The 19,837-nt window shown below is 66.9% G+C and carries 18 protein-coding genes and 1 riboswitch; of the genes, 4 read left to right on the top strand and 14 right to left on the bottom strand.

The window, feature by feature from the left end:
• Positions 1 to 17: 17 nt before the first annotated feature.
• From ABD05_RS19485 to ABD05_RS19500, 4 genes are all read right to left on the bottom strand, one after another.
• Complete coding sequence (locus ABD05_RS19485) at positions 18 to 1,226, bottom strand: MFS transporter (RefSeq protein ID WP_047901783.1); 1,209 nt, start codon at positions 1,224 to 1,226, stop codon at positions 18 to 20.
• Between the two features lie 96 nt (positions 1,227 to 1,322).
• Complete coding sequence (locus ABD05_RS19490; RefSeq protein ID WP_082146167.1) at positions 1,323 to 1,508, bottom strand: DUF1289 domain-containing protein; 186 nt, start codon at positions 1,506 to 1,508, stop codon at positions 1,323 to 1,325.
• A 2-nt stretch (positions 1,509 to 1,510) separates the two neighbouring features.
• Entirely contained in the window at positions 1,511 to 2,515 is a 1,005-nt protein-coding gene (gene dmeF, locus ABD05_RS19495; protein ID WP_047901784.1) for a CDF family Co(II)/Ni(II) efflux transporter DmeF, read from the bottom strand.
• Positions 2,516 to 2,526: 11 nt separating this feature from the next.
• Positions 2,527 to 2,802: a metal/formaldehyde-sensitive transcriptional repressor gene (locus ABD05_RS19500; protein ID WP_047901785.1), complete on the bottom strand. Its 276-nt coding sequence runs from the start codon at positions 2,800 to 2,802 to the stop codon at positions 2,527 to 2,529.
• 116 nt (positions 2,803 to 2,918) lie between these two features.
• A riboswitch (yybP-ykoY riboswitch) is annotated at positions 2,919 to 3,097 on the top strand.
• A gap of 71 nt (positions 3,098 to 3,168) precedes the next feature.
• Between ABD05_RS19500 and ABD05_RS19505 the strand changes: the two genes are divergently transcribed.
• Positions 3,169 to 4,179, top strand: a complete 1,011-nt coding sequence (locus ABD05_RS19505; RefSeq protein WP_047901786.1) for a sodium:calcium antiporter — start codon at positions 3,169 to 3,171, stop codon at positions 4,177 to 4,179.
• Between the two features lie 121 nt (positions 4,180 to 4,300).
• On the opposite strand, the gene ABD05_RS19510 is transcribed toward ABD05_RS19505, so the two are convergent.
• From ABD05_RS19510 to ABD05_RS19535, 6 genes are all read right to left on the bottom strand, one after another.
• Positions 4,301 to 4,660 carry a copper-binding protein gene (locus tag ABD05_RS19510; RefSeq protein WP_047901787.1) on the bottom strand — a complete coding sequence of 120 codons (360 nt, stop codon included), beginning with the start codon at positions 4,658 to 4,660 and terminating at the stop codon, positions 4,301 to 4,303.
• The gene (locus ABD05_RS19515; RefSeq protein WP_047901788.1) at positions 4,657 to 7,875 is read right to left on the bottom strand and encodes an efflux RND transporter permease subunit; all 3,219 of its coding nucleotides are present in this window, start codon (positions 7,873 to 7,875) and stop codon (positions 4,657 to 4,659) included. Before ABD05_RS19515 ends, ABD05_RS19510 begins: the two co-directional genes overlap by 4 nt.
• The gene (locus ABD05_RS19520; RefSeq protein ID WP_047903655.1) at positions 7,872 to 9,404 is read right to left on the bottom strand and encodes an efflux RND transporter periplasmic adaptor subunit; all 1,533 of its coding nucleotides are present in this window, start codon (positions 9,402 to 9,404) and stop codon (positions 7,872 to 7,874) included. Before ABD05_RS19520 ends, ABD05_RS19515 begins: the two co-directional genes overlap by 4 nt.
• Positions 9,405 to 9,415: 11 nt before the next feature.
• Complete coding sequence (locus tag ABD05_RS19525; RefSeq protein ID WP_047901789.1) at positions 9,416 to 10,708, bottom strand: TolC family protein; 1,293 nt, start codon at positions 10,706 to 10,708, stop codon at positions 9,416 to 9,418.
• Between the two features lie 92 nt (positions 10,709 to 10,800).
• Positions 10,801 to 11,187, bottom strand: coding sequence for a hypothetical protein (locus ABD05_RS19530; RefSeq protein ID WP_047901790.1), 387 nt, complete (start codon positions 11,185 to 11,187; stop codon positions 10,801 to 10,803).
• Positions 11,188 to 11,293: 106 nt separating this feature from the next.
• On the bottom strand, positions 11,294 to 11,929 hold the full coding sequence (locus tag ABD05_RS19535) for a glutathione binding-like protein (protein WP_047901791.1): 636 nt from the start codon (positions 11,927 to 11,929) through the stop codon (positions 11,294 to 11,296).
• A gap of 137 nt (positions 11,930 to 12,066) precedes the next feature.
• On the opposite strand from ABD05_RS19535, the gene ABD05_RS19540 reads away from it, so the two are divergent.
• Genes ABD05_RS19540 through ABD05_RS19550 form a run of 3 tightly spaced genes read left to right on the top strand, consistent with a single transcriptional unit; the run spans position 12,067 to position 13,758 of the window.
• Positions 12,067 to 12,441 carry a winged helix-turn-helix transcriptional regulator gene (locus ABD05_RS19540; protein ID WP_047901792.1) on the top strand — a complete coding sequence of 125 codons (375 nt, stop codon included), beginning with the start codon at positions 12,067 to 12,069 and terminating at the stop codon, positions 12,439 to 12,441.
• A 33-nt stretch (positions 12,442 to 12,474) separates the two neighbouring features.
• Positions 12,475 to 12,843, top strand: a complete 369-nt coding sequence (locus ABD05_RS19545) for a hypothetical protein (RefSeq protein ID WP_047901793.1) — start codon at positions 12,475 to 12,477, stop codon at positions 12,841 to 12,843.
• A gap of 48 nt (positions 12,844 to 12,891) precedes the next feature.
• Complete coding sequence (locus tag ABD05_RS19550; protein WP_047901794.1) at positions 12,892 to 13,758, top strand: XAC2610-related protein; 867 nt, start codon at positions 12,892 to 12,894, stop codon at positions 13,756 to 13,758.
• Positions 13,759 to 13,887: 129 nt separating this feature from the next.
• Here the strand turns inward: ABD05_RS19550 and ABD05_RS19555 are convergent, their stop codons facing one another.
• The 4 genes from ABD05_RS19555 to ABD05_RS19570 all read right to left on the bottom strand — a co-directional run bounded on the left by ABD05_RS19555 (position 13,888) and on the right by ABD05_RS19570 (position 19,780).
• Positions 13,888 to 14,964: a C45 family autoproteolytic acyltransferase/hydrolase gene (locus ABD05_RS19555; RefSeq protein WP_047901795.1), complete on the bottom strand. Its 1,077-nt coding sequence runs from the start codon at positions 14,962 to 14,964 to the stop codon at positions 13,888 to 13,890.
• An 87-nt stretch (positions 14,965 to 15,051) separates the two neighbouring features.
• A complete protein-coding gene (locus tag ABD05_RS19560) occupies positions 15,052 to 16,632 on the bottom strand; it encodes a DUF3138 family protein (RefSeq protein WP_047901796.1) in 1,581 nt (526 codons plus the stop codon).
• Between the two features lie 96 nt (positions 16,633 to 16,728).
• Positions 16,729 to 17,844 (bottom strand): polyamine ABC transporter substrate-binding protein, encoded by a 1,116-nt coding sequence (locus ABD05_RS19565; protein WP_047901797.1) that lies wholly within the window; start codon positions 17,842 to 17,844, stop codon positions 16,729 to 16,731.
• A 211-nt stretch (positions 17,845 to 18,055) separates the two neighbouring features.
• A complete protein-coding gene (locus ABD05_RS19570; protein ID WP_047901798.1) occupies positions 18,056 to 19,780 on the bottom strand; it encodes an amidohydrolase in 1,725 nt (574 codons plus the stop codon).
• Positions 19,781 to 19,837: the final 57 nt, after the last annotated feature.

Raw genomic sequence — 19,837 nt, forward strand, 5'->3', positions numbered from 1 at the left:
TCGCCGCCGGCTTGCGATCACCGGGCCTGCGCGGCGCCGAACGATCCGCGCAGGCAGACGAGCAGCACGATGGTCGCCGCGCTGAACACCGCCCCCGCGTAGAACGTGGCCGCCGCGCCCACCCGGTCCCACAGGAGACCGGCGACGACGCTCGATACGAGCGTCACGACGCCGCTGAGCAGATTGAACACGCCGAACGCCGTGCCTCTCAATTCGGACGGCGCGGCATGCGCGACCATCGTGGCGAGCAACCCCTGCGTCATCCCCATATGGAGCCCCCACAGCGCCACGCCGACGACTACGGTGCCCCAGTGCGTGCCGTGCGCGAGCACGAGGTCGGCTGCGATCAGCATCGCGAGTCCGGCCACCATCAGCTTCGTGTGGCTCGTGGTGTCGGCGAGCTTGCCGAACGGGTAGGCCGACAACGCATACACGACGTTCATCGCGACCATCACGAGCGGAACGAGCGCGACGGGTACGCCGCTGCCCATCGCGCGCAGCACCAGGAAAGCCTCGCTGAAGCGGGCCAGCGCAAACACGGCGCCGACGGCGACGACCCACCAGTAGCGGACGCCGAGTTGCTTCACGACGTCGCGGCGGATCGGGTTGACGCGCCGCTCGCCCGGCGCGCGCGCCGGCTCGTCGATACCGAACGCGAGCAGCGCCACGGCCAGCATGCCCGGGATCACGGCCAGCCAGAACGCGAGGCGGAAGTCGTCGCGCCACATCAGCATGATGGCGACGGCCAGCAGCGGCCCGAGAAACGCCCCCACCGTGTCGAGCGACTGCCGCAGCCCGTACGCGGCGCCGCGCAGGTGGACCGGCGTGACGTCGGCCACGAGCGCATCGCGCGGCGCGCCCCGGATTCCCTTGCCGATCCGGTCGACGATCCGCGCCGTCACCACGACGCCGATCGTCGGCGCGATGGCGAACAGCGGCTTGCTGAGCGCGCCGAGCCCGTATCCGGCGACCGCCAGCCACTTGCGATTGCGCAGATAGTCGCTCAACGTGCCGGAGAACACCTTGACGACCGGCGCCGTCGCCTCGGCGATCCCCTCGATGACGCCGATCGTGGTCGCGCTCGCGCCGAGCCCCGCCATCAGGAACATCGGCAACAGGCTGTGGATGATTTCGGACGACACGTCCATCAACAGGCTGACGCAGCCCAGCACCCAGACGCTGCGCGGAATCTGACGAAGAATGCCGGTCGACGGTTCGGTCTGCATGGGGCGCTCTCGATTCGGGAATCCCGACACGGGACGCCATCGATACTACTGCAGGCCCGTGACACACGGTACGCATGGGCTGTCGCGCGCGCCACCCTATTCCCCCGGCTCGCGCCGGATCTTCGCCTGCCGGCGCGAGCGGTCGTTCAGTATCTGGTGCCGGCGGTGGTCGGTCAGCTTCTTCCAGTCGCGCGCCTCGTCGCGCGTGCGCAGGCAGCCGACGCAAAAGCCCGTTCGACCGTCAAACGCGCACAGCTCGATGCACGGCGATTTCACGGCCACGATCAGGCCGCCTTCGCGGGCGTCATCACTTCGACGGTCACGTGCGACACGCCGTCGAAGCGCGCGATCAGCGCGTGATAGAAACGCGCATCGCGCGCCGCGTCGCCGGTTTCGACCGACACGATCGCGCTCATGTGCCCGGGGCCCACGCGCCAGACGTGGAGATCGTTGACCTTGTCGCCGAGCGTCTCGATCGCGCGGCGAACGTTGTCCGCCAGCTTGCGATCGACGTTGACGTCGAGCAGGATGCCGCCCGTATCGCGCATCAGTCCGTAGGCCCAGTTCGCGATCACCAGCGCGCCGACGATGCCTGCGAGCGGATCCATCCAGACCCATCCGAACGCACGCGCAAGCAGCAGGCCGACGATGGCCAGCACCGAAACGGCCGCGTCGGCGATCACGTGAATGTAGGCCGACCGGATGTTGTGATCGCGGTGGGCCGCCGTATGCGAACCATGAGCGTGATGCTCATCTTCGTGGTCGTGGTCATGGTCGTCGTGGTCATGCCCATGATGATGACCGTGGCCATGCCCGTGATGGTGGTCGCCGCTCAGCAGCCACACGCTGGCCAGGTTCACCGCGAGCCCCAGCACCGCGATCGGAATCGCTTCACTGAAATGAATGGGCACGGGAGACAGAAGACGCGCGATCGCCTCACAGCCGATCAGCAACGCAATCATCGCCAGCACGATCGCGCTCGTGAACCCGGCGAGGTCGCCGAGCTTGCCCGTGCCGAACACGAAGCGCTGATCGTCGGCATGCTTGCGCGCATAGGTATAGGCCAGCGCGGCGATCAGCATCGCGCCCGCATGCGTCGACATGTGCAGCCCGTCGGCGACGAGCGCCAGCGACCCGAACAGCGTGCCGCCGACGATTTCGGCCACCATCATCGCCGTGCACAGGCCGATGACCATCCACGTCTTCCGTTCGTTCTGCTCGTGTGCGGCGCCCAGAAACGCATGGCTATGCCTGCCGCCGCCGGCCGCCGTGCCGTTGAATCCGTTCATGTTGGTTCCGCTTACTTGAAATAGCTGTGGACGACCTCGATCAGCTGCTCGGTCGCGCTGCCTTCATGCGCGTCGGGCGTGTCCGCATCGACGAGGTGCGACCGGATGTGGTCTTCCAGCACGACGGCCAGCAGGCCGTTCATCGCGCCCCGGCAGCTCGTGATCTGCTGCAGCACGTCGTTGCAGCCGCGCTCCTCTTCGAGCGCGCGCTCGATCGCTTCGACCTGGCCCCTGATACGGCGCACGCGGTTCAGCAGCTTCTGTTTTTCGCGAACTGTGTGACTCATCGATTGCTCCTGTATAGGGTGGGGGAGTATATCTTCAAAGTGTTTTCCATATAGGGTAGAGGGGGTTATTTTTTCGAGATGAAGGCTTGTCGAAAGAAATCCGCTCGGCTAGACTTGCGTTCGTCTTTGGGGAGTAGCCTGCTTTCCGTCCCCCGGAAAGCGAACGCGTCAACACACTCGGCTTTCAGCCGTGGCGCGTTCGACCGAGTCGGTTTGGCGAGACCATGGGTGCATCGCGTCGTTCCTGGTCGGACGTCGGCGGATGCGCCATGGTTCGTCAGCGTCCGACCACGGAGTCCCCATGTTCCTCCCCGCGTCCCCCCCAAGCCCCATTGCCCGCTACGCACCTGCCTGCGGAGGCGCCGCATGACTTTCATGTTCCTCGAACTGGCGTTCATGCTGGTCGTCATCCTCGTGGCCGCCGAGGTCTTCACCAACGCGCTCGAACACCTCGGCGAACGTCTGAAGATTTCCGAAGGCGTGACGGGGTCGCTGTTCGCGGCGGTCGGCACCGCGCTGCCCGAAACGATGGTGCCGCTGCTCGCACTGGCCGGCGGCACGGCGAACCAGGCCGTGAACGAGGAAATCGGCGTCGGCGCGATTCTCGGCGCGCCGCTGATGCTCGCGACGCTCACCACCTTCCTGATGACGCTCGCCGTGATCCGCTCGCGCGGGCTGCGCGGCACGATCGCGCCCGAGCGTACGGGTTTCGTGCGCGACATGAACTACTTCCTCGCCGCGTTCTCGCTGGCGACTGCGGCGATGTTCGTCCCGCACCACAACTGGGCCGTGCGCGCGCTGCTCGCCGCGATGCTGGTCGGCATCTACGTGATGTATGTCGTGATGACGTTCCGCGCGTCGAGCCAGCTTGTCGATGCCGGGCATGGCACCGAGGCGCCGCATACGATGTTCCTGGCGCGCACGGGCCTGCCGACCAACCTGGCGACCATCGCGCTGCAGTTGCTGCTCGGCGTCGCGCTGCTGGTCGGCGGTGCGAAGGGCTTCATTCACGGCGTGGAAGGCGTGTCGCACGTGCTTGGCGTATCGGCGCTGCTGCTGTCGCTGATCATCGTGCCGATTGCCACGGAATTGCCGGAGAAGGTCAACAGCGTGCTGTGGATCCGCCGCAAGAAGGACACGCTCGCGTTCGGCAACATCACCGGCGCGATGGTGTTCCAGGGCACGTTGCTGCCGGCGATCGGCATCATGCTGACGCCGTGGGAGCCGCGCCCCGAAGTGCTGACCGGCGTGATCGTCACGCTCGCGGCGGCGGCCTGGCTGCGCATCAATGCGCGTGCGCGCGGGCTCGCGATCTGGGCGTTGCTCGCGAACGGCGCGGGTTATGCGGGATATCTGTTCCTGACGCTGGCGCGCTGACGCCCGGATCGGGCGCGCTGCCCGACAGGCGTTCGCGCGCGGACGCGGCAACGACTACCGCGTCCGTGCGACGTGCTTCGTTGTGCGGATGCGGGCGACAGCAATGCCCGCATCCGGACGATCAGGATGCGTTGACGAGCTTGACGATCGTCAGCGTGCCGTTGACGTTCTCGATCCGGACCTTGACCTTGTCGCCCGCGTGAACCTGCGTGAGCATCGCGGCATCCTTCGCCTTGAACGCCATCGTCATCGGCGGCATTCCGACGTTGTCGAGTGCGCCGTGCTTCAGCGTGACCTTGCCGGTCGCGGCATCGACCTTCTTCACTTCGGCATCGGTCAGCGCGGTATGCGATGCGTCCGAGCCGTCGGACGACATCTTCATGCCCGACATGTCCATGCCGGACATTTCTCCGGCGGCAAAGGCGGGGGCGGCGAAAGCGCCGATCGCGAGAGTGGCGGCGGTAATCATCAACTTCTTCATCGAGGTTCTCCAGTTTGGGTCGATGGCACATTCATGCCGGAAGGCACTGCAGGTGAAACTGTGGGGAAATGCCGCGCATCGCTCGCGCTTCGCACACGACGGCGCTGAAGCAGAAGCCACGCGGCGGGAATGACGAACATCGACAGCAGCGGCGCCGTGACCATGCCGCCGACCATCGGCGCGGCGATGCGCTGCATGACTTCGGAGCCGGCGCCGTGCCCGACCACGATCGGCACGAGGCCGGCGAGCACGACGGCGACCGTCATCGCCTTCGGCCGCACGCGCAGCACCGCGCCTTCGCGAATCGCGTCGAGCAGCAGCGCATCGGTCAGCGGTTCGCCGGCGTCGAGCCGGCGCGTCAGCGCGCCCTTCAGGTACAGCAGCATCACGACGCCGAACTCGGCGGCCACGCCCGCGAGCGCGATGAAACCCACCGACGTCGCGACGGACACCGCGTGGCCGAGCCCCCACACGAGCCAGAAGCCGCCGACCAGCGCGAACGGCACCGTCGACATCAGCAGCAGCGCGTCGGCCGCCGAGCCGAACGTGAGGAACAGCAGCACGAAGATCACGACGAGCGTCACCGGCACGACGGTGCGCAGCGTCGCCGCCGCGCGTTCGAGATACTCGAACTGCCCCGACCACGCGATCGAATAGCCGGGCGGCAACGCGACCTGTTGCGCGACCGCCTGCTGCATCGCGCGCACCGCCGTGTTCAGATCCGTGCCGCGGATGTCGACGTACACGTAACCCGACAGCCGCGCGTTCTCGCTGCGGATCATCGGCGGACCGTCGGCAATTGCGATGCGCGCGACGTCGCCGAGGCGGATCTGCGCACCGCGTGCCGTGACGACCGGCAGTTGCCGCAGGTTCTCGAGCGAATCGCGGATCTCGCGCGGATAGCGGATGTTGATCGGGAAACGCTCGCGCCCCGCGATCACCTCGCCGACATCGTCGCCGCCGACCGACGACGACACGACCGCCTGGATATCGGCGACCGACAGCCCGTAGCGCGCGGCGGCGAGCCGGTCGATATCGACGTCGATGTAGCGGCCGCCGTTCAGCCGTTCCGCGAGCGCGGACGTCACGCCCGGCACGTGCTTCACCGCCGCCTCGACCTGCGTCGCGATCGCGTCGATCCCCTTCAGGTCCGGCCCGGAGATCTTCACGCCGACCGGCGTCTTGATGCCGGTGGACAGCATGTCGAGCCGGTTGCGGATCGGCGGCACCCACACGTTCGACAGGCCCGGCACCTTCACCGTGCGATCGAGCTCGTCGACGAGCTTCTCCGGCGTCATGCCGGGCCGCCACGCGCTGCGCGGCTTGAAGCGGATCGTCGTCTCGAACATCTCAAGCGGCGCCGGGTCGGTCGCGGTATCGGCGCGCCCCGATTTGCCGAACACCGTGTCGACCTCGGGCACGGTCTTGATCAGCCGGTCGGTCTGCTGCAGCAGCTCGCTCGCCTTGTCGGCCGAAATACCGGGCAGCGCGGTCGGCATGTACAGCAGGTCGCCTTCGTCGAGCGGCGGCATGAATTCGCCGCCGAGCCGCGACAACGGCACGGCCGTCAGCACGAGCGCGACGACCGCGATGCCGATCGCGACCCACGGGCGCCGCAGCGTCGCTTCGAGCAGCGGCCGGTACAGGCGGATCAGCACGCGGTTGATCGGATTCGCGTTCTCGTGCGGAATGCGGCCGCGCACGAGATAGCCCATCAGCACGGGCACCAGCGTCACCGACAGCCCGGCGGCGGCGGCAATCGTGTAGGTCTTCGTGAACGCCAGCGGCGCGAACAGCTTGCCCTCCTGCCCTTCCAGCGAAAACACCGGAATGAACGACAACGTGATGATCAGCAGCGAGAAGAACAGCGCCGGCCCGACCTCCGCGGCCGACGCCGCGACGAGTTCCCAGCGGCGCTCGGCCGTGATTGGTTCGCCGGGATGCGCGTGGTCGTACGCCTCCAGATGCTTGTGCGCGTTCTCGATCATCACGATCGCCGCATCGATCATCGCGCCGATCGCAATCGCGATCCCGCCGAGCGACATCAGGTTCGCGTTCACGCCCTGGTAGCGCATCACGATGAACGCGGCCAGCACGCCGAGCGGCAGCGACAGGATCGCGACGAACGCGCTGCGCAGATGGAACAGGAACACCGCGCAGACGATGCCGACGATCACGAATTCCTCGATCAGCTTGTCCTTCAGGTTACCCACCGCGCGCTCGATCAGTTGCGAGCGGTCGTAAGTCGTGACGATCTCGACGCCGGGCGGCAGCGAACGCTTCAGGTCGGCCAGCTTCGCCTTCACCGCGTCGATCGTCGTGAGCGCGTTCTTGCCCGAGCGCATCACGATGACGCCGCCCGTCACCTCGCCCTGCCCGTTCAGCTCCGCGATCCCGCGCCGCATCGCCGGGCCGACCTGGATGCGCGCGACGTCGCCGAGCAGCACCGGCGTGCCTGCGTCGTCCGTGCGCAGCACGACGTGCCGGAAATCGTCGAGCGTGCGCAGGTAGCCGGACGACCGCACCATGTACTCCGACTCGGCCAGCTCGACGACCGAACCACCGGACTCCTGATTGCCCTGGCGGAGCGCGTCCGCCACCGCCGCCTGCGTGATTCCGTAAGCGCGCAGCTTGTCGGGATCGAGCACGACCTGGTACTGGCGCACCATGCCGCCGATGCTCGCGACTTCGGATACGTCCGGCACCGCTTTCAGCTCGAACTTCAGGAACCAGTCGTTGAGCGCGCGCAGTTGCCCGAGATCGTGATGGCCGGTGCGGTCGACGAGCGCGTACTCGTACACCCAGCCGACGCCTGTCGCATCCGGCCCGAGCGACACGGTCGCGCCCGCCGGCAGCCGGGTCTGCACCTGGCTCAGGTATTCGAGCACGCGCGAACGCGCCCAGTACGGGTCGGTGCGATCGTCGAACAGCACGTAGACGAACGCGTCGCCGAACGACGAGTACGCGCGGACGGTTTTCGCGCCGGGCACGCCGAGCAGCGTCGTCGTCAGCGGATAGGTCACTTGATCCTCGACGACCTGCGGCGCCTTGCCCGGATACGACGCCTTCACGATCACCTGCGTGTCCGACAGGTCGGGCAACGCATCGAGCGGCGTCTGCCGCAGCGAATGAACGCCCCATGCCGCGATCAGCACGGTGGCCAGCAGCACCAGGAAGCGGTTGTGGACAGACCAGCGAATGACGCGCGCGATCATTGCTCAGCTCCTTGCGGCTCGACCTTCGTCAGACGGTAGCCGTCGTCGGTCTGCGTGAACGCGAAATGCACGGTCTGGCCCGGCTTCACGCTCGGGAACGCCTGTGCCGACGGCTTGCCGAACGCCATCGTCATCGCGCCCCAGCCGAGCGCCGGAACGGGCTGATGCGAGAACGTGATGTCGTCGGCCGTGACCTTCTCGACCTTGCCGGTGGTTTCGTAGATCGGCGCCGCTGCTGCTGCGGACGATGCCGCCGCGCTTGCCCCCGCGGCCCGCTCCAGCTTCGGCAGCACGCTTTTCAGGCTGGCTTCCGAATCGATCAGGAACTGCCCCGATGCGACCACCGTATCGCCTTCGTTCAACCCGTCGAGCACTTCCGTGTCGCCGCCGACGTCGTTGCCCACCGTCACGGACACCGGCTGAAGCCGCCCGTCGCCGTTCTTCACGATGACGATCGTGCGCTTGCCGGTCGCGATCACCGCTTCGGACGGCACGAGCAGGCGCGAAACCGACTCCTTCGCGGCGACGCGCACGCGCATCAGCATGCCGGGCGTGAGCTTCAGCGCTGCGTTGTCGATCTCCACGCGCGCCTGCAGCGTGCGGCTGCCGGTACTGATGCCGGGCAGCACTTCGCGGATGCGTCCGCTGAAGTGCCGCGCCGGATCGCCCGCGAACGTCGCATCGACCGACATCCCCGGCTGCACGTTCAGCGCGAGCGCTTCCGGCACCTCGACGATCAGCCACAGCGTCGACAGCCCGGCGATCTTCGCGAGCGTCTGACCGGGCGCGACCATCGCGCCGTCCCGCACGTTCAGCTCGCTGACGACGCCGGTTTCCGGCGCGGTCAGCACGACGTGCGTCTGCGCGCGGCCAGTGCGGTCGAGATTCGCGATCATGCCGTCGGGAATCGACAGCGCCCGCATCCGCGCGCGCGACGCATCGAGCAGGCTGCCGTCCATCCCGCCGCGCTTGAGCGCGAGATATTCCTCCTGCGGCGCGAGCCAGTCCGGCACGAACAGCGACGCGACCGGCGCGCCCTTCGCGATGCGCTGCATCGGCGCGCGCGCATGGAGGCGATCGATGTAACCGGTGACGCGCGACTGAACGACGTCCGCGCGCGATTCGTCGAACTGCGTGGTGCCCACCGCATCGAATCCGGCCGCCGTCTGCTGGCGTCGGACGGTCGCGTAGCGAATGCCGAGGTTCTGCTGCAGGCCCGGATCGATCCGGATGCCTGACGAACCGCCGCCTTCTTCCGCATAGACAGGCTGCAACTGCATGTCCATGAACGGCGATTTGCCCGGTTTGTCGAAGTGCTGGTTCGGCACCATCGGGTCGTGCCAGTACAACACCCTGCGGCCCGTGTTCGGATCGGTCGCGCCTGCAGCGGCGACAGCAGGCGCTGCGACCGCTGCGGCCATCCCCGCACCGCCCGCCGCATGGCGGACGCCCGCGAAATAGCCGGCGCCGAGCAGCGCCGCGCCGGCGAATGCCATCAGCGCCGCGCGCGCCAGTGATTGGTTCGTCATGAGGTTCTCCTTCACTGCGCGGCGGCCAGCGTCGCCGGCACGACCTGATATTCGAGCTGCGCCCAGGTCTGCGACACGTCGCGCCTGAGATCGAGCACCTGCAACTGCGCTTCCAGTTGCGCACGCCGGGCGGCGAACGTGTCGGCAAGCGACCCCGTGCCGGCCCGGTACGCGGCGCTGGCGAGCTGTATGCGCCGATCGGCGGCGGGCAGCAGCGACGCGCTCAGGTTCGCGATGCGTTCGCGGCCGCTCGCCAGCGTTTCGGACTGCGTGCGGATATCGGCCTGCACCTGACGCAGCGTGTCCTCGTACATCAGGCGCGCCTTCGTCGCGAGTGCGGTTTTCTCGGCGACGTCGCGGTTCTGGCGGTTCTTGCGGTTGAGCGGCAGCGGGATCGAGACGCCGACCGACACCATGTTCGAATACGCGCCGCCGCGCTGCTGGTACGCGATTTCCCACGTCCAGTTCGGGCTGCGCTCGCTGTTCGCCACCGCGGTGTCGGCTTCGGCAACCGCGATGTCGTTCGCGGCGGCGACAAGCGCCGGTTGCGACAGGCGCAGTTCGTCCGGCGGCAGCGACGACACGAAGGATTCGGGCGCGGGCGGCGTCCCCGTCACGTCCGCAACGGGAGCCGCCGTCCAGCGGGCAAGCGCGATGAGTGCGGTGCGATATGCCTGCTGCGCCTTGAGCACCTGATCCTGCGTTTGCGCGAGCATCGCGCGGGCCTGAACGACATCGCCCGCGCTCGCCTTCGCGCCGCGATACGACGCCTGTGTCGCGTCGAGTTCATGGTTCATGTGCGCGAGCAGCGCCTGCTGAAGCGCGAGCGCCTGCTTCGCATAGACGGCGTCGAGCCACGCCGTCGCGGTCTGCCGGCGCACGGCCGCAAGCTGCACGAGATAACCCGCGCGTTCGCGGCTGACCTGCTCGTCGGCCAGCGCGGTGCGCAGCCGCCGCTTGTCGCCGGACACCCATTCCTGCTCGATGCCGATGCGGCGCATCGTCATGAAGTCCTGGCCGACGGTGAAGCGCTGCCCGCCGCTGACCGGCAGGTTGTCGATGCCGGCCTTGAGCATCGGGTCCGGCAACTGGCCGGCCTTGACGGCCGCTTCCGAGCTCGCGCGCACCGAAGCCTGCGCGGCCTGCATCGAAGCGGAACGATCGGTCGCGGACTGCAGCGCGGCGTCCAGCGTGAACGGCGACTGCTGCGCGTGAACGGCGCCTGCCACCAGCAGCGCGGCCCACAGCACGGGCGCGCGCCGACACGCACGCCGCGTGCGCGGCGTGCCGAAATCGAATGACATGGTTTAACCCCAACGTCGGAATCCATAGGGATTCCACGTCCTGAGCACAGGACGAACCTCACCGCGTGGGCGGTGAACCGGTCGGATCGGGATCAGCTAATGCGTGGAGGGCGCCACAACCCGCTCGGGTCGCGGACCGGGACGGACTGCGTGTAGTGGAAGACGATCGTGCTGGCGAATGCAGCGGGGCGGCTGACGTCGGCGCGGGCGGCCGGGTGATAGAGACTGCCGAACTGGCATTGGGCCGTTATCTTGCAGGCCATGCCCTTGGCTTTGGCCTTCGCTTTCGCGCTGCCGGCGGAGGGCGACTTCATCGAATCGCAATCGCTCATGTCGGCGGACATATTCATGCCAGCGTCCGCTTCCATCGACATCGTGTGCTGCATCGGACATTCACCGGTCAGGCCGCTGGCTGCCAGCCCGCTGATGGGCAGCACCGCGCAAAGCAGCAACAGGATGAAGGTCCGAAGCAGTTTCATGGTCGCGATTATAGCGCGGCGTTTTGCTGCGTGGCGGCACCTCGATCGCGCAAAACGGTCACGGCGCGGCGGGATGACGCGCCGTATCCGCGACCGTCGCAGCACGCTACCGCAACAGGTCGTCCGCCGCCAGCACGGCCTGCACGGCCGGCCGCTCGCGAACCCGCTCGTACCACGCGCGCAGCTGCGCATACCGGCTCAGGTCGATATCCGCGTTGTACACCGAGCGCATCCAGTCGGCCTTGCCCCAACCGGTCAGCGCGAACAGGTACGCATCCGCGACGGTGAACGTGTCGCCGATAACGAACGTCTTGCCGTCGAGCTGGCGGTCGATCCATGCAAAGCGGCTGTCGAGCTTCTGCCGCACGGGCTCCACGTACTTCCCCGCCTGCATCGCGTACAGCAGCGGAACGAAGCCCTTGTGGATCTCGGTGCCGAGGAAGCTGAGCCACTCCATCAGCCGGTAGCGGGCGAGCGTGCCGTATGCGGGCGCGAGCGCGGCTTCCGGGCGCAGATCCGCGAGATACTGCGCGATCACCGGCCCTTCGCGCAGCATCGTGCCGTCGTCGAGTTCGAGCAGCGGCACGTAGCCGAGTTCGGTCATGTCGTAGTAGTTGAGTCCGCCTTCGACGACGACATGCTTGCGCGCGTCGACCTTGACGATCTCCGCATCGATGTCGCCTTCGCGCAGTACGATGCAGATCGCCTGCGAACAGCTTCCGGGAGCGTGATAAAGCTTCATGCGATTCCTTCGTTTCGTTGTCCGTGTATCGATTCGCCGCGACGCGGGCGCTAATATCTCGCATCGGCGCATGGCTGGGAAGACGGCAGTCGTTTGTGCCGTAGTCACAAAAAATTTACCGACCAGGGTTCAGCAGGATGAAAACGAGTGCGACAGGATGTTCCGTTGAAGAAGCGATGCGCGTGCTCGGCGGCCGCTGGCGGCTACTGCTGGTGTCGTACCTGCTCGACGGGCCGCGACGCTTCAGCGACCTGCGCCGCGACATGCCGGGCATCTCGCAGCGCATGCTGACGCTCGACCTGCGCGCGCTCGAAGACGCGGGGCTCGTGCGACGGACCGTCTATCCGGAAGTGCCGGTGCGGGTCGAGTACGATCTGACCGCGGACGGCGACCGGCTGCGGCCGGTGGTCGACGTGATGCGCGAATTCGGGCTGTGGCTGAAGGCGCGCGATGCCGATGCGTCGTGCGATAGCGGCACGACGCCCGCAGCGGCGATAGAAACAACCCGATAACCCCAGACAACCAATACGCAGGAACCTACGTTCATGGAACTTCACGCTACCGTCGGCGCAGCAACGTCCGACCTCGACGACGACGAAAGCTTCGCCAACATCTACTGTCACGACGCGGAGCAGGACTATTGCTTCGCACTGTCGCGCTTTCCGGACGACACGCTGATCGAAGTGATGGTGCGCGACCAGATCAACTGGCGCGTCAAGGATCTGTCGGTGCGCCTGACGGACGACACGATCGACGTCGAGATCGAACCGGGCGTCGCCGCGCGTCTCGACGGTCAAACGCGTTACGTGATCCATCTCGCACCCGGCCAGTACGATCCGGTCGCGCTGCGCGCCGCGCTGAAGGAGATCTTTGTCGGCAAGAATGGTTATCGCGACGACAGCACACGCGGCTAGCCGTTCGCGCGCACGCCCATTCTCGATCTTTCGTTCCGACGCCCGCTCATGACGCGCTCCCTCCGATTCCGACCGTTTCCGCGCGTCGCCGCGCTGCTGCTCGCCGCGTGCGCATCGGCGACCCCCGCCGCACACGCGGCCAAACCGCTGCTCACGTTCAAGGTCGACGACACCGTCACGGCCCGCGTCGAGCGCGCCGACAGCGCGCGCCTCACGGTCCGCTTCCTGCCGAGCGGGAAAACGCAGACGCTCGACGTCACCGCCGCCGACGAGGAAGGCCACTACCACCTCGCAACGGACGACTACAACTTCGACGGCCACCGCGATCTCGCGCTGCACGCGATGTTAGGCATGGTCAACGAAAGCTACGGCATCTACCTGTACAACGCCGCGCGCCAGCAGTTCGAGCCGCTGCACATGCCGGCGAGCAACATGCCGCACGGCAACTGCGACGACCTGATCAACGTCGAAGCGAAGCCGAAGGAGCGCACGCTGTACAGCTCGTGCCGCGGCGGCCCGATCTGGTACACCGATGCGTACCGCTTCGACGCCAGCGGCAGGATGTTTCTGTACCAGTCCAGCGAAGCGATACCGGACGACTTGCGCACACTGCTCGACGACGACAACGGCCCGTCGTCGATGCTGCTGACCTACGACGAGCACGGCAAGCGCGTGTCGCGCCGCCCGCAGGCGTATGGCGGCGGCAAGGTCACGTTCAAGGTGCGCGCGGCGGCACGCCTGCCGCTGCACGACCTGGCGACCGACGCGCCCACGCGCCGCTACGTCGTCGCGGGCGACACGCTCGAACTGGTCGACGCGACTGCCGACTTCCGGTGGCTGAAGGTTATCTATCGCAATCCGCGCGCAGGCGCCGTGACGGGCTGGATCAGCGCGAAGGACGCGATAGCCGACTGACAGGGAGCAATTTGTTGCCCTCAGCGGGCAACCCGAGGACTCCGATAGATCGGTCACGACAGCAGTGACACGAACAGGTCGAGCTGTTGAGGCACACGCGTGCCGCCCTGCTTACCCGTCGCTTGCGTATCAGAACCGCTGGAACCCGTCGCGCGCGAGGTCGTGCGGATTACCGGCCACGTAGTCGAGCGCGCACGCATCGGTATCGATGCCGACGGTCAGCAGCGTTTCCCAGCGCTCGGTGTCGGGCATCGACAGGTCCGGATGGAAACACACGACGGCCTCGTCGCCCGCCGCGCCGCACATCGCGGCCGCGCGCTCGCGCACGTCGGCGCTCGTCATGCCTTTCACGACATCGTTCAGGTGCGCGAAGCGCTCGCGCGTCGTCGAGCTGTCGGGCATGCACTCGCCACCGCTCAACGCAAGATCGAGGAAATGGTTCGTATGCAGCAGCCAGCCGTCCGGACGCGGCACGACCACACCCACGCCCGACGGGCTCAGCTCGATGCTCGCGGCGCGCGGGTTCGCGTCATGCCGCGTGAACACGGTCAGCACCGTCGACGCGCTCACGCGCGCAGTGCTGGCGAGTTCGATCGCCTCCTGCACCGTCGTCGCGTCTTCGAGCAGGCGCCGTGCGATCGCATGCACGGGTACGCCGGCGCTGTCGTTGTCGCTCGCGTGGTGCAGGATGTTGAAATGCAGCCCGAGCCCCGCGCTGTTCACGCCGAGCTTCGCCAGCATCCCGAATTCGGAGAACAGCTTGACGGTACGGCCGTGCGGCGTGTCGAACTGCATCAGCAGCCCCTGCGGCGCGAGGCTGTCGTGCCAGTCCCACGTCTGCAGCGTGCGCGGCGCGTGCGGGCCGGCCGGCGCGTAGACGGTCGTCGAGCATTCGCCTTCGGCCGACGCGGGCGCGGTGGCGAGAATCTCGGTGCGCGCGTTCAGGCACGCGAGCTGCCAGCGCGGCAGGTCGACGCCATCGGCGATCGCTTCGACTTCGGCGGCCAGGCGCGGGCACCATGCGTCGAGCGCGGCAAGGCTCGCTTCGCCGATCTCCCGTGCGCGCTGCGGATCGATGCCGAGCTTCGGAAAGAACGCGAGATACAGCGCGACCGTCTCGCGAATCCCCGGCGCGAAGCGTTCGCCGATCAGGCGGCCTCTCGCGCGCGGATCGGTGATGTCGGTCACGAAGGTGTGCAGCTTCAAGGTCAATTCTCCTGGGTTGAATGAGGTCCGGGCCCGCGCGGCCCGGCGTGCGGTGTGTAGTGCGAAAGAATCGGCACGCGCCGGCCGTCAGAACGAGTAGATGAACTGCATCCCGGCCAGGTCGTTGCTGCGCGCGTACGTGCCGTTGCTCTTCAGGAACACCGGATGGTTCGCCGCGTCGTGGCGGTATTCGACCTTCACGGTAATCTGCTGCGTCGGGTAGAACAACAGGTCGGCCGTGATCGCATAGCGTTGCGCGCCCTTGCACTCGGTGCCGTTCGTCGACGAGCCCTGGAAGCATGACGGATCGATGCCGAAGCCGCTCGACCCGTTCACCGACGGGTTGCCGCCCGCGAGCCCGTACTGGATGTTGGTGCCGCCGCCGCCGTTCGCCGTGTTGTTCAGGTAGTCGAAGCGCAGCGTCGCGCCCATGCGGCCGACCCACGACGTCGTCCACTTCGTATGGCCGAGCAGCGACATCCCGTACCAGCGCGCGGTGCCGCCATTCCAGGCGCCCTTCTGCAGCTCGCCGTAGTCGACCTGCGCGTTGACCTGCGTCTTGTCGTGCGTATAGGCCATGTCGGCTTCCACGTATTTGTAGAGGCCGGTCGGCGACGATCCGTTGCACTGGTAGCCGTAGCCGCCCGCCACCGCGCACGGCGAGAACAGCGATTGCCGGCCGAGCATCCCGGAGATGCCGAAGTCGAAAGCCGTCGACGTCGCGTTGTCGAAGCGCGCGGTGATCGTCGGCGTCCAGTTGGTCTTCGTCGTGTTGTTCGCCGCGTTCGCGATCGCGCCGGCCGTGCGCAGCACCTCGTTGCCGATCACCACCTGCCAGAAGCGCGTCATCGCCGCGTTGGAGCCCTTCAGCCCGATGCCGATCAGGTTGCCCGGCTCGCTGAAGTCGTACAGCAGCCCGTGCGTGAGCGTCAGCATCTGGTTCGACGGCTGCACCTCGTAGCCCGCGAGGCTCGGCATCATCCCGACCTCGAAGGTCCGCGTCGTGCCGAGCGGCACGTTGACCTGCGCCTGCGTGACGATGTTGTTGCCGACGCCGCCGTGCGCATTGCTGAACACGTTGCCGAAACCGCGGTTCGGCTGGATCACGATCTCCGCCGACGGCGCCATCGGGCCGACGCCGAAAGTCTTCTTGATGTCGAGATAGACGTCGCCGATCGTGCTGTTGAAGTAGTCGTACGCGCCCGGATCGTGATTCAGGAACTGGAAGCCGGACGTGCGCTGCGCACGGTTGAACAGGTAAACCGGATCGACGTAGCCGGTGATGCTCAGGCCCGCGAGCGGGCCGGTCGTCGCGGCTTCCTGCAGCGAATCGACCTTCAGCGATGCGTTCGAAATCTGTTCGCGCATCTGCTGCAGGTCGTCGTTCGTGAACGTGGGCGCCGCGTCGGCCGCCGGCGCGGCAGCGGCCGCCGTGTTGATGGCGCCAATCTTCGCGCCGCCCGATGCGGCGGCGGTTGCAGTTGCGGTGCCGGGCGCCTGCGCTGCCATCATGCTCGCGCGCAGTTCGTTCACCTGCTGCTGCAGCGCGGTGACCTGCGCCTGCAGTGCCTTCATCCTGCTCGCGTCGGTTGCCTGCGGCGTGTGTGCGAATGCCGAAGCCGCTTCGAACGCGAGCAGGCACAGCGCCGTCATGTGTTTGATTTTCATGGGGTGGGTGTCGTCGGGACGAGCGCGCCCCCGCCCGCCGCGGTAGGCGGCGGGGCGCGCGAAAGATATGCGGGAATGTGGCGAACGGCGGCCGGCTTACTCGGTCTTCAGCTTCGTCCAGAGACGGTTCTGCAGACGCATCAGCTCAGGCGGAACCGGCTTGCTGAGGCTCAGCTTGCGGATCACGTCGGCGGGCGGGAACACGGCCGGATCGCTCGTCACCTCGCTGCGCACCAGGTGCTTCGACGACGGCACGGCCGACGGATACGACGTGTCGTTGGTCAGGTTCGCGCTCTCCTTCTCCGACAGCACGAAGTTGACGAACTTCAGCGCAGCGTCCGGATGCGGCGCATCCTTCGGGATCGCCATCATGTCGAACCACATTGCGCTGCCCTCGGTCGGGATCACGTACTTGATGTGATACGGCTTCTTCGCGGCAGCGGCCGCGATGCGCGCGGAGTTCACGTCGCCCGACCAGCCGAGCGCGAGGCAGATGTCGCCGCCCGCGAGATCGTTGATGTAGCTGCTCGAATTGAACTGCGTGATGTACGGCCGCACCGATTTCAGCAGCTCGTACGCGGCCTGGTAGTCGGCCGGGTTCGTCGTGTTCGCATCCTTCTTCAGGTAGACCAGCGCCATCCCGAACGCATCGACCGGCGAATCGAGCACCGACACACCGCAACTCCGCAGCTTCTGCACGTACTTCGGGTCGAACAGCAGCGCCCAGCTGTCGAGCGGCGCGTCGTTGCCGAGCGCGGCCTTCACCTTCTCGACGTTCATCCCGAGGCCATCCGTGCCCCACGTCCACGGAATGCCGAACTGGTTGCCCGGATCGTCCTTCGACAGCACCTTCATGACTTCCGGATCGAGCAGCCCGTAGTTCGGCACCTGGCTCTTGTCGATCTTGCGGAAGATGCCGGCCTGCAGCTGCCGCGCCCAGAAGATGTCGGACGGCACGACGACGTCGTAGCCCGACGTGCCCGACAGCAGCTTCGCCTGCAGCGTCTCGTTCGAATCGAACTCCTGGTAGACGACCTTGATGCCGGTCGCCTTCTCGAAGTTCGCGATAGTCGCCTTGCCGATCGAGTTGCCCCAGTTGTACGCGTTGACGACGTCCGCCGCGTGCGCGACGGGCACGCCGGCCCACGCGAAACCGCCCAGCGCGAGCGCCGCGCATGCCGTCCTCAGATGCTGTTTCCAGTCCCCTGCCATGGTTTCCTCCGTCGATATCATGATCCGTTCGCGTTGAACGGGTGTGTGCTTCGGTCCGGAAAAATGTAGCCCGAGGAAATTGGCCGGTCTGCCCTGCCGATAGGGGGACACGCCGCACAATCGGCGCATCCGGTTCCGGCCGGATGCGTCGATCGATCAAAACGGAAGCGATTTGAAAGTTATCGTCGTCGCTTCGTCAGCAGACGATCGCTCAGGATGCCTGCACGCCCGTGCGTGCGCCGAAATCGTCGCCCACGTGCGTGATGCGGCCGTCCATCATCGTCAGCGCGACGTCGATGCGGCCGATGTCGTACTGGCCGACTTCGAACAGGTCGTGCTCGAGCACGACGAGATCCGCGCGCTTGCCGGGCGTCAGCGAGCCGACTTCGTGCTCCATCCCGAGCTGGTACGCGCCGTGGATCGTGTACGCGGCGATCAGCTGCGGAATGCTCAGGCGCTCGGCGATATCCGGGAACACCGGCGCATCGGGCTCGCCCGCGAGCTGGCGCGTATGGCCCGACTCGATGTGTTCGAGCGGCTTGTGCTGGCAGCGGCACTGGCACGCGAGGCCGTCCATGCCGATCGACACCGTCACGCCTTCGTCGAGGAACGTGCGGAACTTGTACATGTTGCTCCAGCGTTCGTGGCCGTAGTGGTCGCGCAGTTGCTCGGTGTACGCGTCGACCACGCCCCATTGCAGCTGCGTGTTCGCGATCACGCCCGCGCGGCGGAAACGCGGGATGTCGTCCGGATGCGTGAGGAACGCGTGCGTGATCACGTGGCGGCGGTCGCGCGGCGGGTTCGTGCGGTTGACCGAGTCGAAGCCGTCGAGCGCCATCCGCACGGCCGCGTCGCCGACGCAGTGGACCATCACGTTCGCGTTCGCGCGATCGGCTTCGACCAGATAGCGGTTGAACGTATCGGCCGGCATCGTCGGCGCGCCGCAGGTGTCGGGGCGGTCCGAGTACGGCTCGAGCAGGTACGCGGTGTGGTTCGCCTCGGTGCCGTCGAGAAACAGCTTCAGCGCGCGTGCCTTCACGAGCGGCGAATCGTACTGCTCACGGTATTTGACGAGCGTGCCGACCGGATCGTCGATCTCGCCGATCACCGCGACGCTGCCGACCACGCGCAGCTTCAGGTCGCCCGCGCGCTCCATCGTCTGCAGCGTCTCGTACAGCAGCGACTGGTCGCCGCTCGGATCGAAGAAACCCGCGTCGAACACGGTCGTCACGCCGGCCGCGCACAGCTTCTTCTGCCACGGCGGAATCGATTTCAGGTACAGGTCGATGCCGGTCGGCAGCAGGCCAGCCGCGCTGATCCGCAGCATCAGCAACGAATACGCGGCGCCGTCGACGATCAGGCCGGTCGGCTCGCCCGTCACCGCGTCCTTCTCGAACCAGCTCGCGCCTTCCTGCACGGGCGGCGTCGACGCATCGATGCCGGCGATCTCCAGCGCCTTCGAGTTCACCCACATCGAATGGAAATCGGTCGACAGCAGGCACACAGGGCGATCCGCGCAGATCGCGTCGAGCGTCTCCTTGCGCAGCAGCGCCGGCGGAATCGTCGCCTGCACCCAGCCCATCCCGGTGATCGCCGGCTCGTCCGGATGCGACTCGACGTACGCGCGCAGCGCAGCGAGCACCTTGTGCGGATCCTCGTAGTTCACGAACGCCTGGAACGCGAACGCGGTCGTCTCGAAGTGCCAGTGCGATTCGACGAAGCCCGGCAGCACGAGCCGGCCGGCTGCGTCGACCACTTTCGTTTGCGCGCCGACGTAAGCCTGCACGGCCGCGGTATCGCCGACCTGGACGATCCGGCCGTCGCGCACGGCGACGGCCTGCGCCCACGGCTTGTGCGGATCGACGGTGTAGACCTTCGCGTTGGTCAGCACGAAATCCGCCGGCGTCGCGGCGGCATGCGTCGGTTGAATCTGCATTGCCTGTCCTTTCTGGTGATCGGGTTTTCGAAGTGCTTTCACTATAGACAGACGATT

It is taken from the genome of Burkholderia pyrrocinia (genome assembly GCF_001028665.1).
Classification (GTDB): domain Bacteria; phylum Pseudomonadota; class Gammaproteobacteria; order Burkholderiales; family Burkholderiaceae; genus Burkholderia; species Burkholderia pyrrocinia.

Coding starts and splice junctions, on each gene's coding strand:
- ABD05_RS19485 (WP_047901783.1), bottom strand. CDS start 1,226: ATGCAGACCGAACCGTCGACCGGCATTCTTCGTCAGATTCCGCGCAGC.
- dmeF (WP_047901784.1), bottom strand. CDS start 2,515: ATGAACGGATTCAACGGCACGGCGGCCGGCGGCGGCAGGCATAGCCAT.
- ABD05_RS19500 (WP_047901785.1), bottom strand. CDS start 2,802: ATGAGTCACACAGTTCGCGAAAAACAGAAGCTGCTGAACCGCGTGCGC.
- ABD05_RS19505 (WP_047901786.1), top strand. CDS start 3,169: ATGACTTTCATGTTCCTCGAACTGGCGTTCATGCTGGTCGTCATCCTC.
- ABD05_RS19510 (WP_047901787.1), bottom strand. CDS start 4,660: ATGAAGAAGTTGATGATTACCGCCGCCACTCTCGCGATCGGCGCTTTC.
- ABD05_RS19515 (WP_047901788.1), bottom strand. CDS start 7,875: ATGATCGCGCGCGTCATTCGCTGGTCTGTCCACAACCGCTTCCTGGTG.
- ABD05_RS19520 (WP_047903655.1), bottom strand. CDS start 9,404: ATGACGAACCAATCACTGGCGCGCGCGGCGCTGATGGCATTCGCCGGC.
- ABD05_RS19525 (WP_047901789.1), bottom strand. CDS start 10,708: ATGTCATTCGATTTCGGCACGCCGCGCACGCGGCGTGCGTGTCGGCGC.
- ABD05_RS19530 (WP_047901790.1), bottom strand. CDS start 11,187: ATGAAACTGCTTCGGACCTTCATCCTGTTGCTGCTTTGCGCGGTGCTG.
- ABD05_RS19535 (WP_047901791.1), bottom strand. CDS start 11,929: ATGAAGCTTTATCACGCTCCCGGAAGCTGTTCGCAGGCGATCTGCATC.
- ABD05_RS19540 (WP_047901792.1), top strand. CDS start 12,067: ATGAAAACGAGTGCGACAGGATGTTCCGTTGAAGAAGCGATGCGCGTG.
- ABD05_RS19545 (WP_047901793.1), top strand. CDS start 12,475: ATGGAACTTCACGCTACCGTCGGCGCAGCAACGTCCGACCTCGACGAC.
- ABD05_RS19550 (WP_047901794.1), top strand. CDS start 12,892: ATGACGCGCTCCCTCCGATTCCGACCGTTTCCGCGCGTCGCCGCGCTG.
- ABD05_RS19560 (WP_047901796.1), bottom strand. CDS start 16,632: ATGAAAATCAAACACATGACGGCGCTGTGCCTGCTCGCGTTCGAAGCG.
- ABD05_RS19565 (WP_047901797.1), bottom strand. CDS start 17,844: ATGGCAGGGGACTGGAAACAGCATCTGAGGACGGCATGCGCGGCGCTC.
- ABD05_RS19570 (WP_047901798.1), bottom strand. CDS start 19,780: ATGCAGATTCAACCGACGCATGCCGCCGCGACGCCGGCGGATTTCGTG.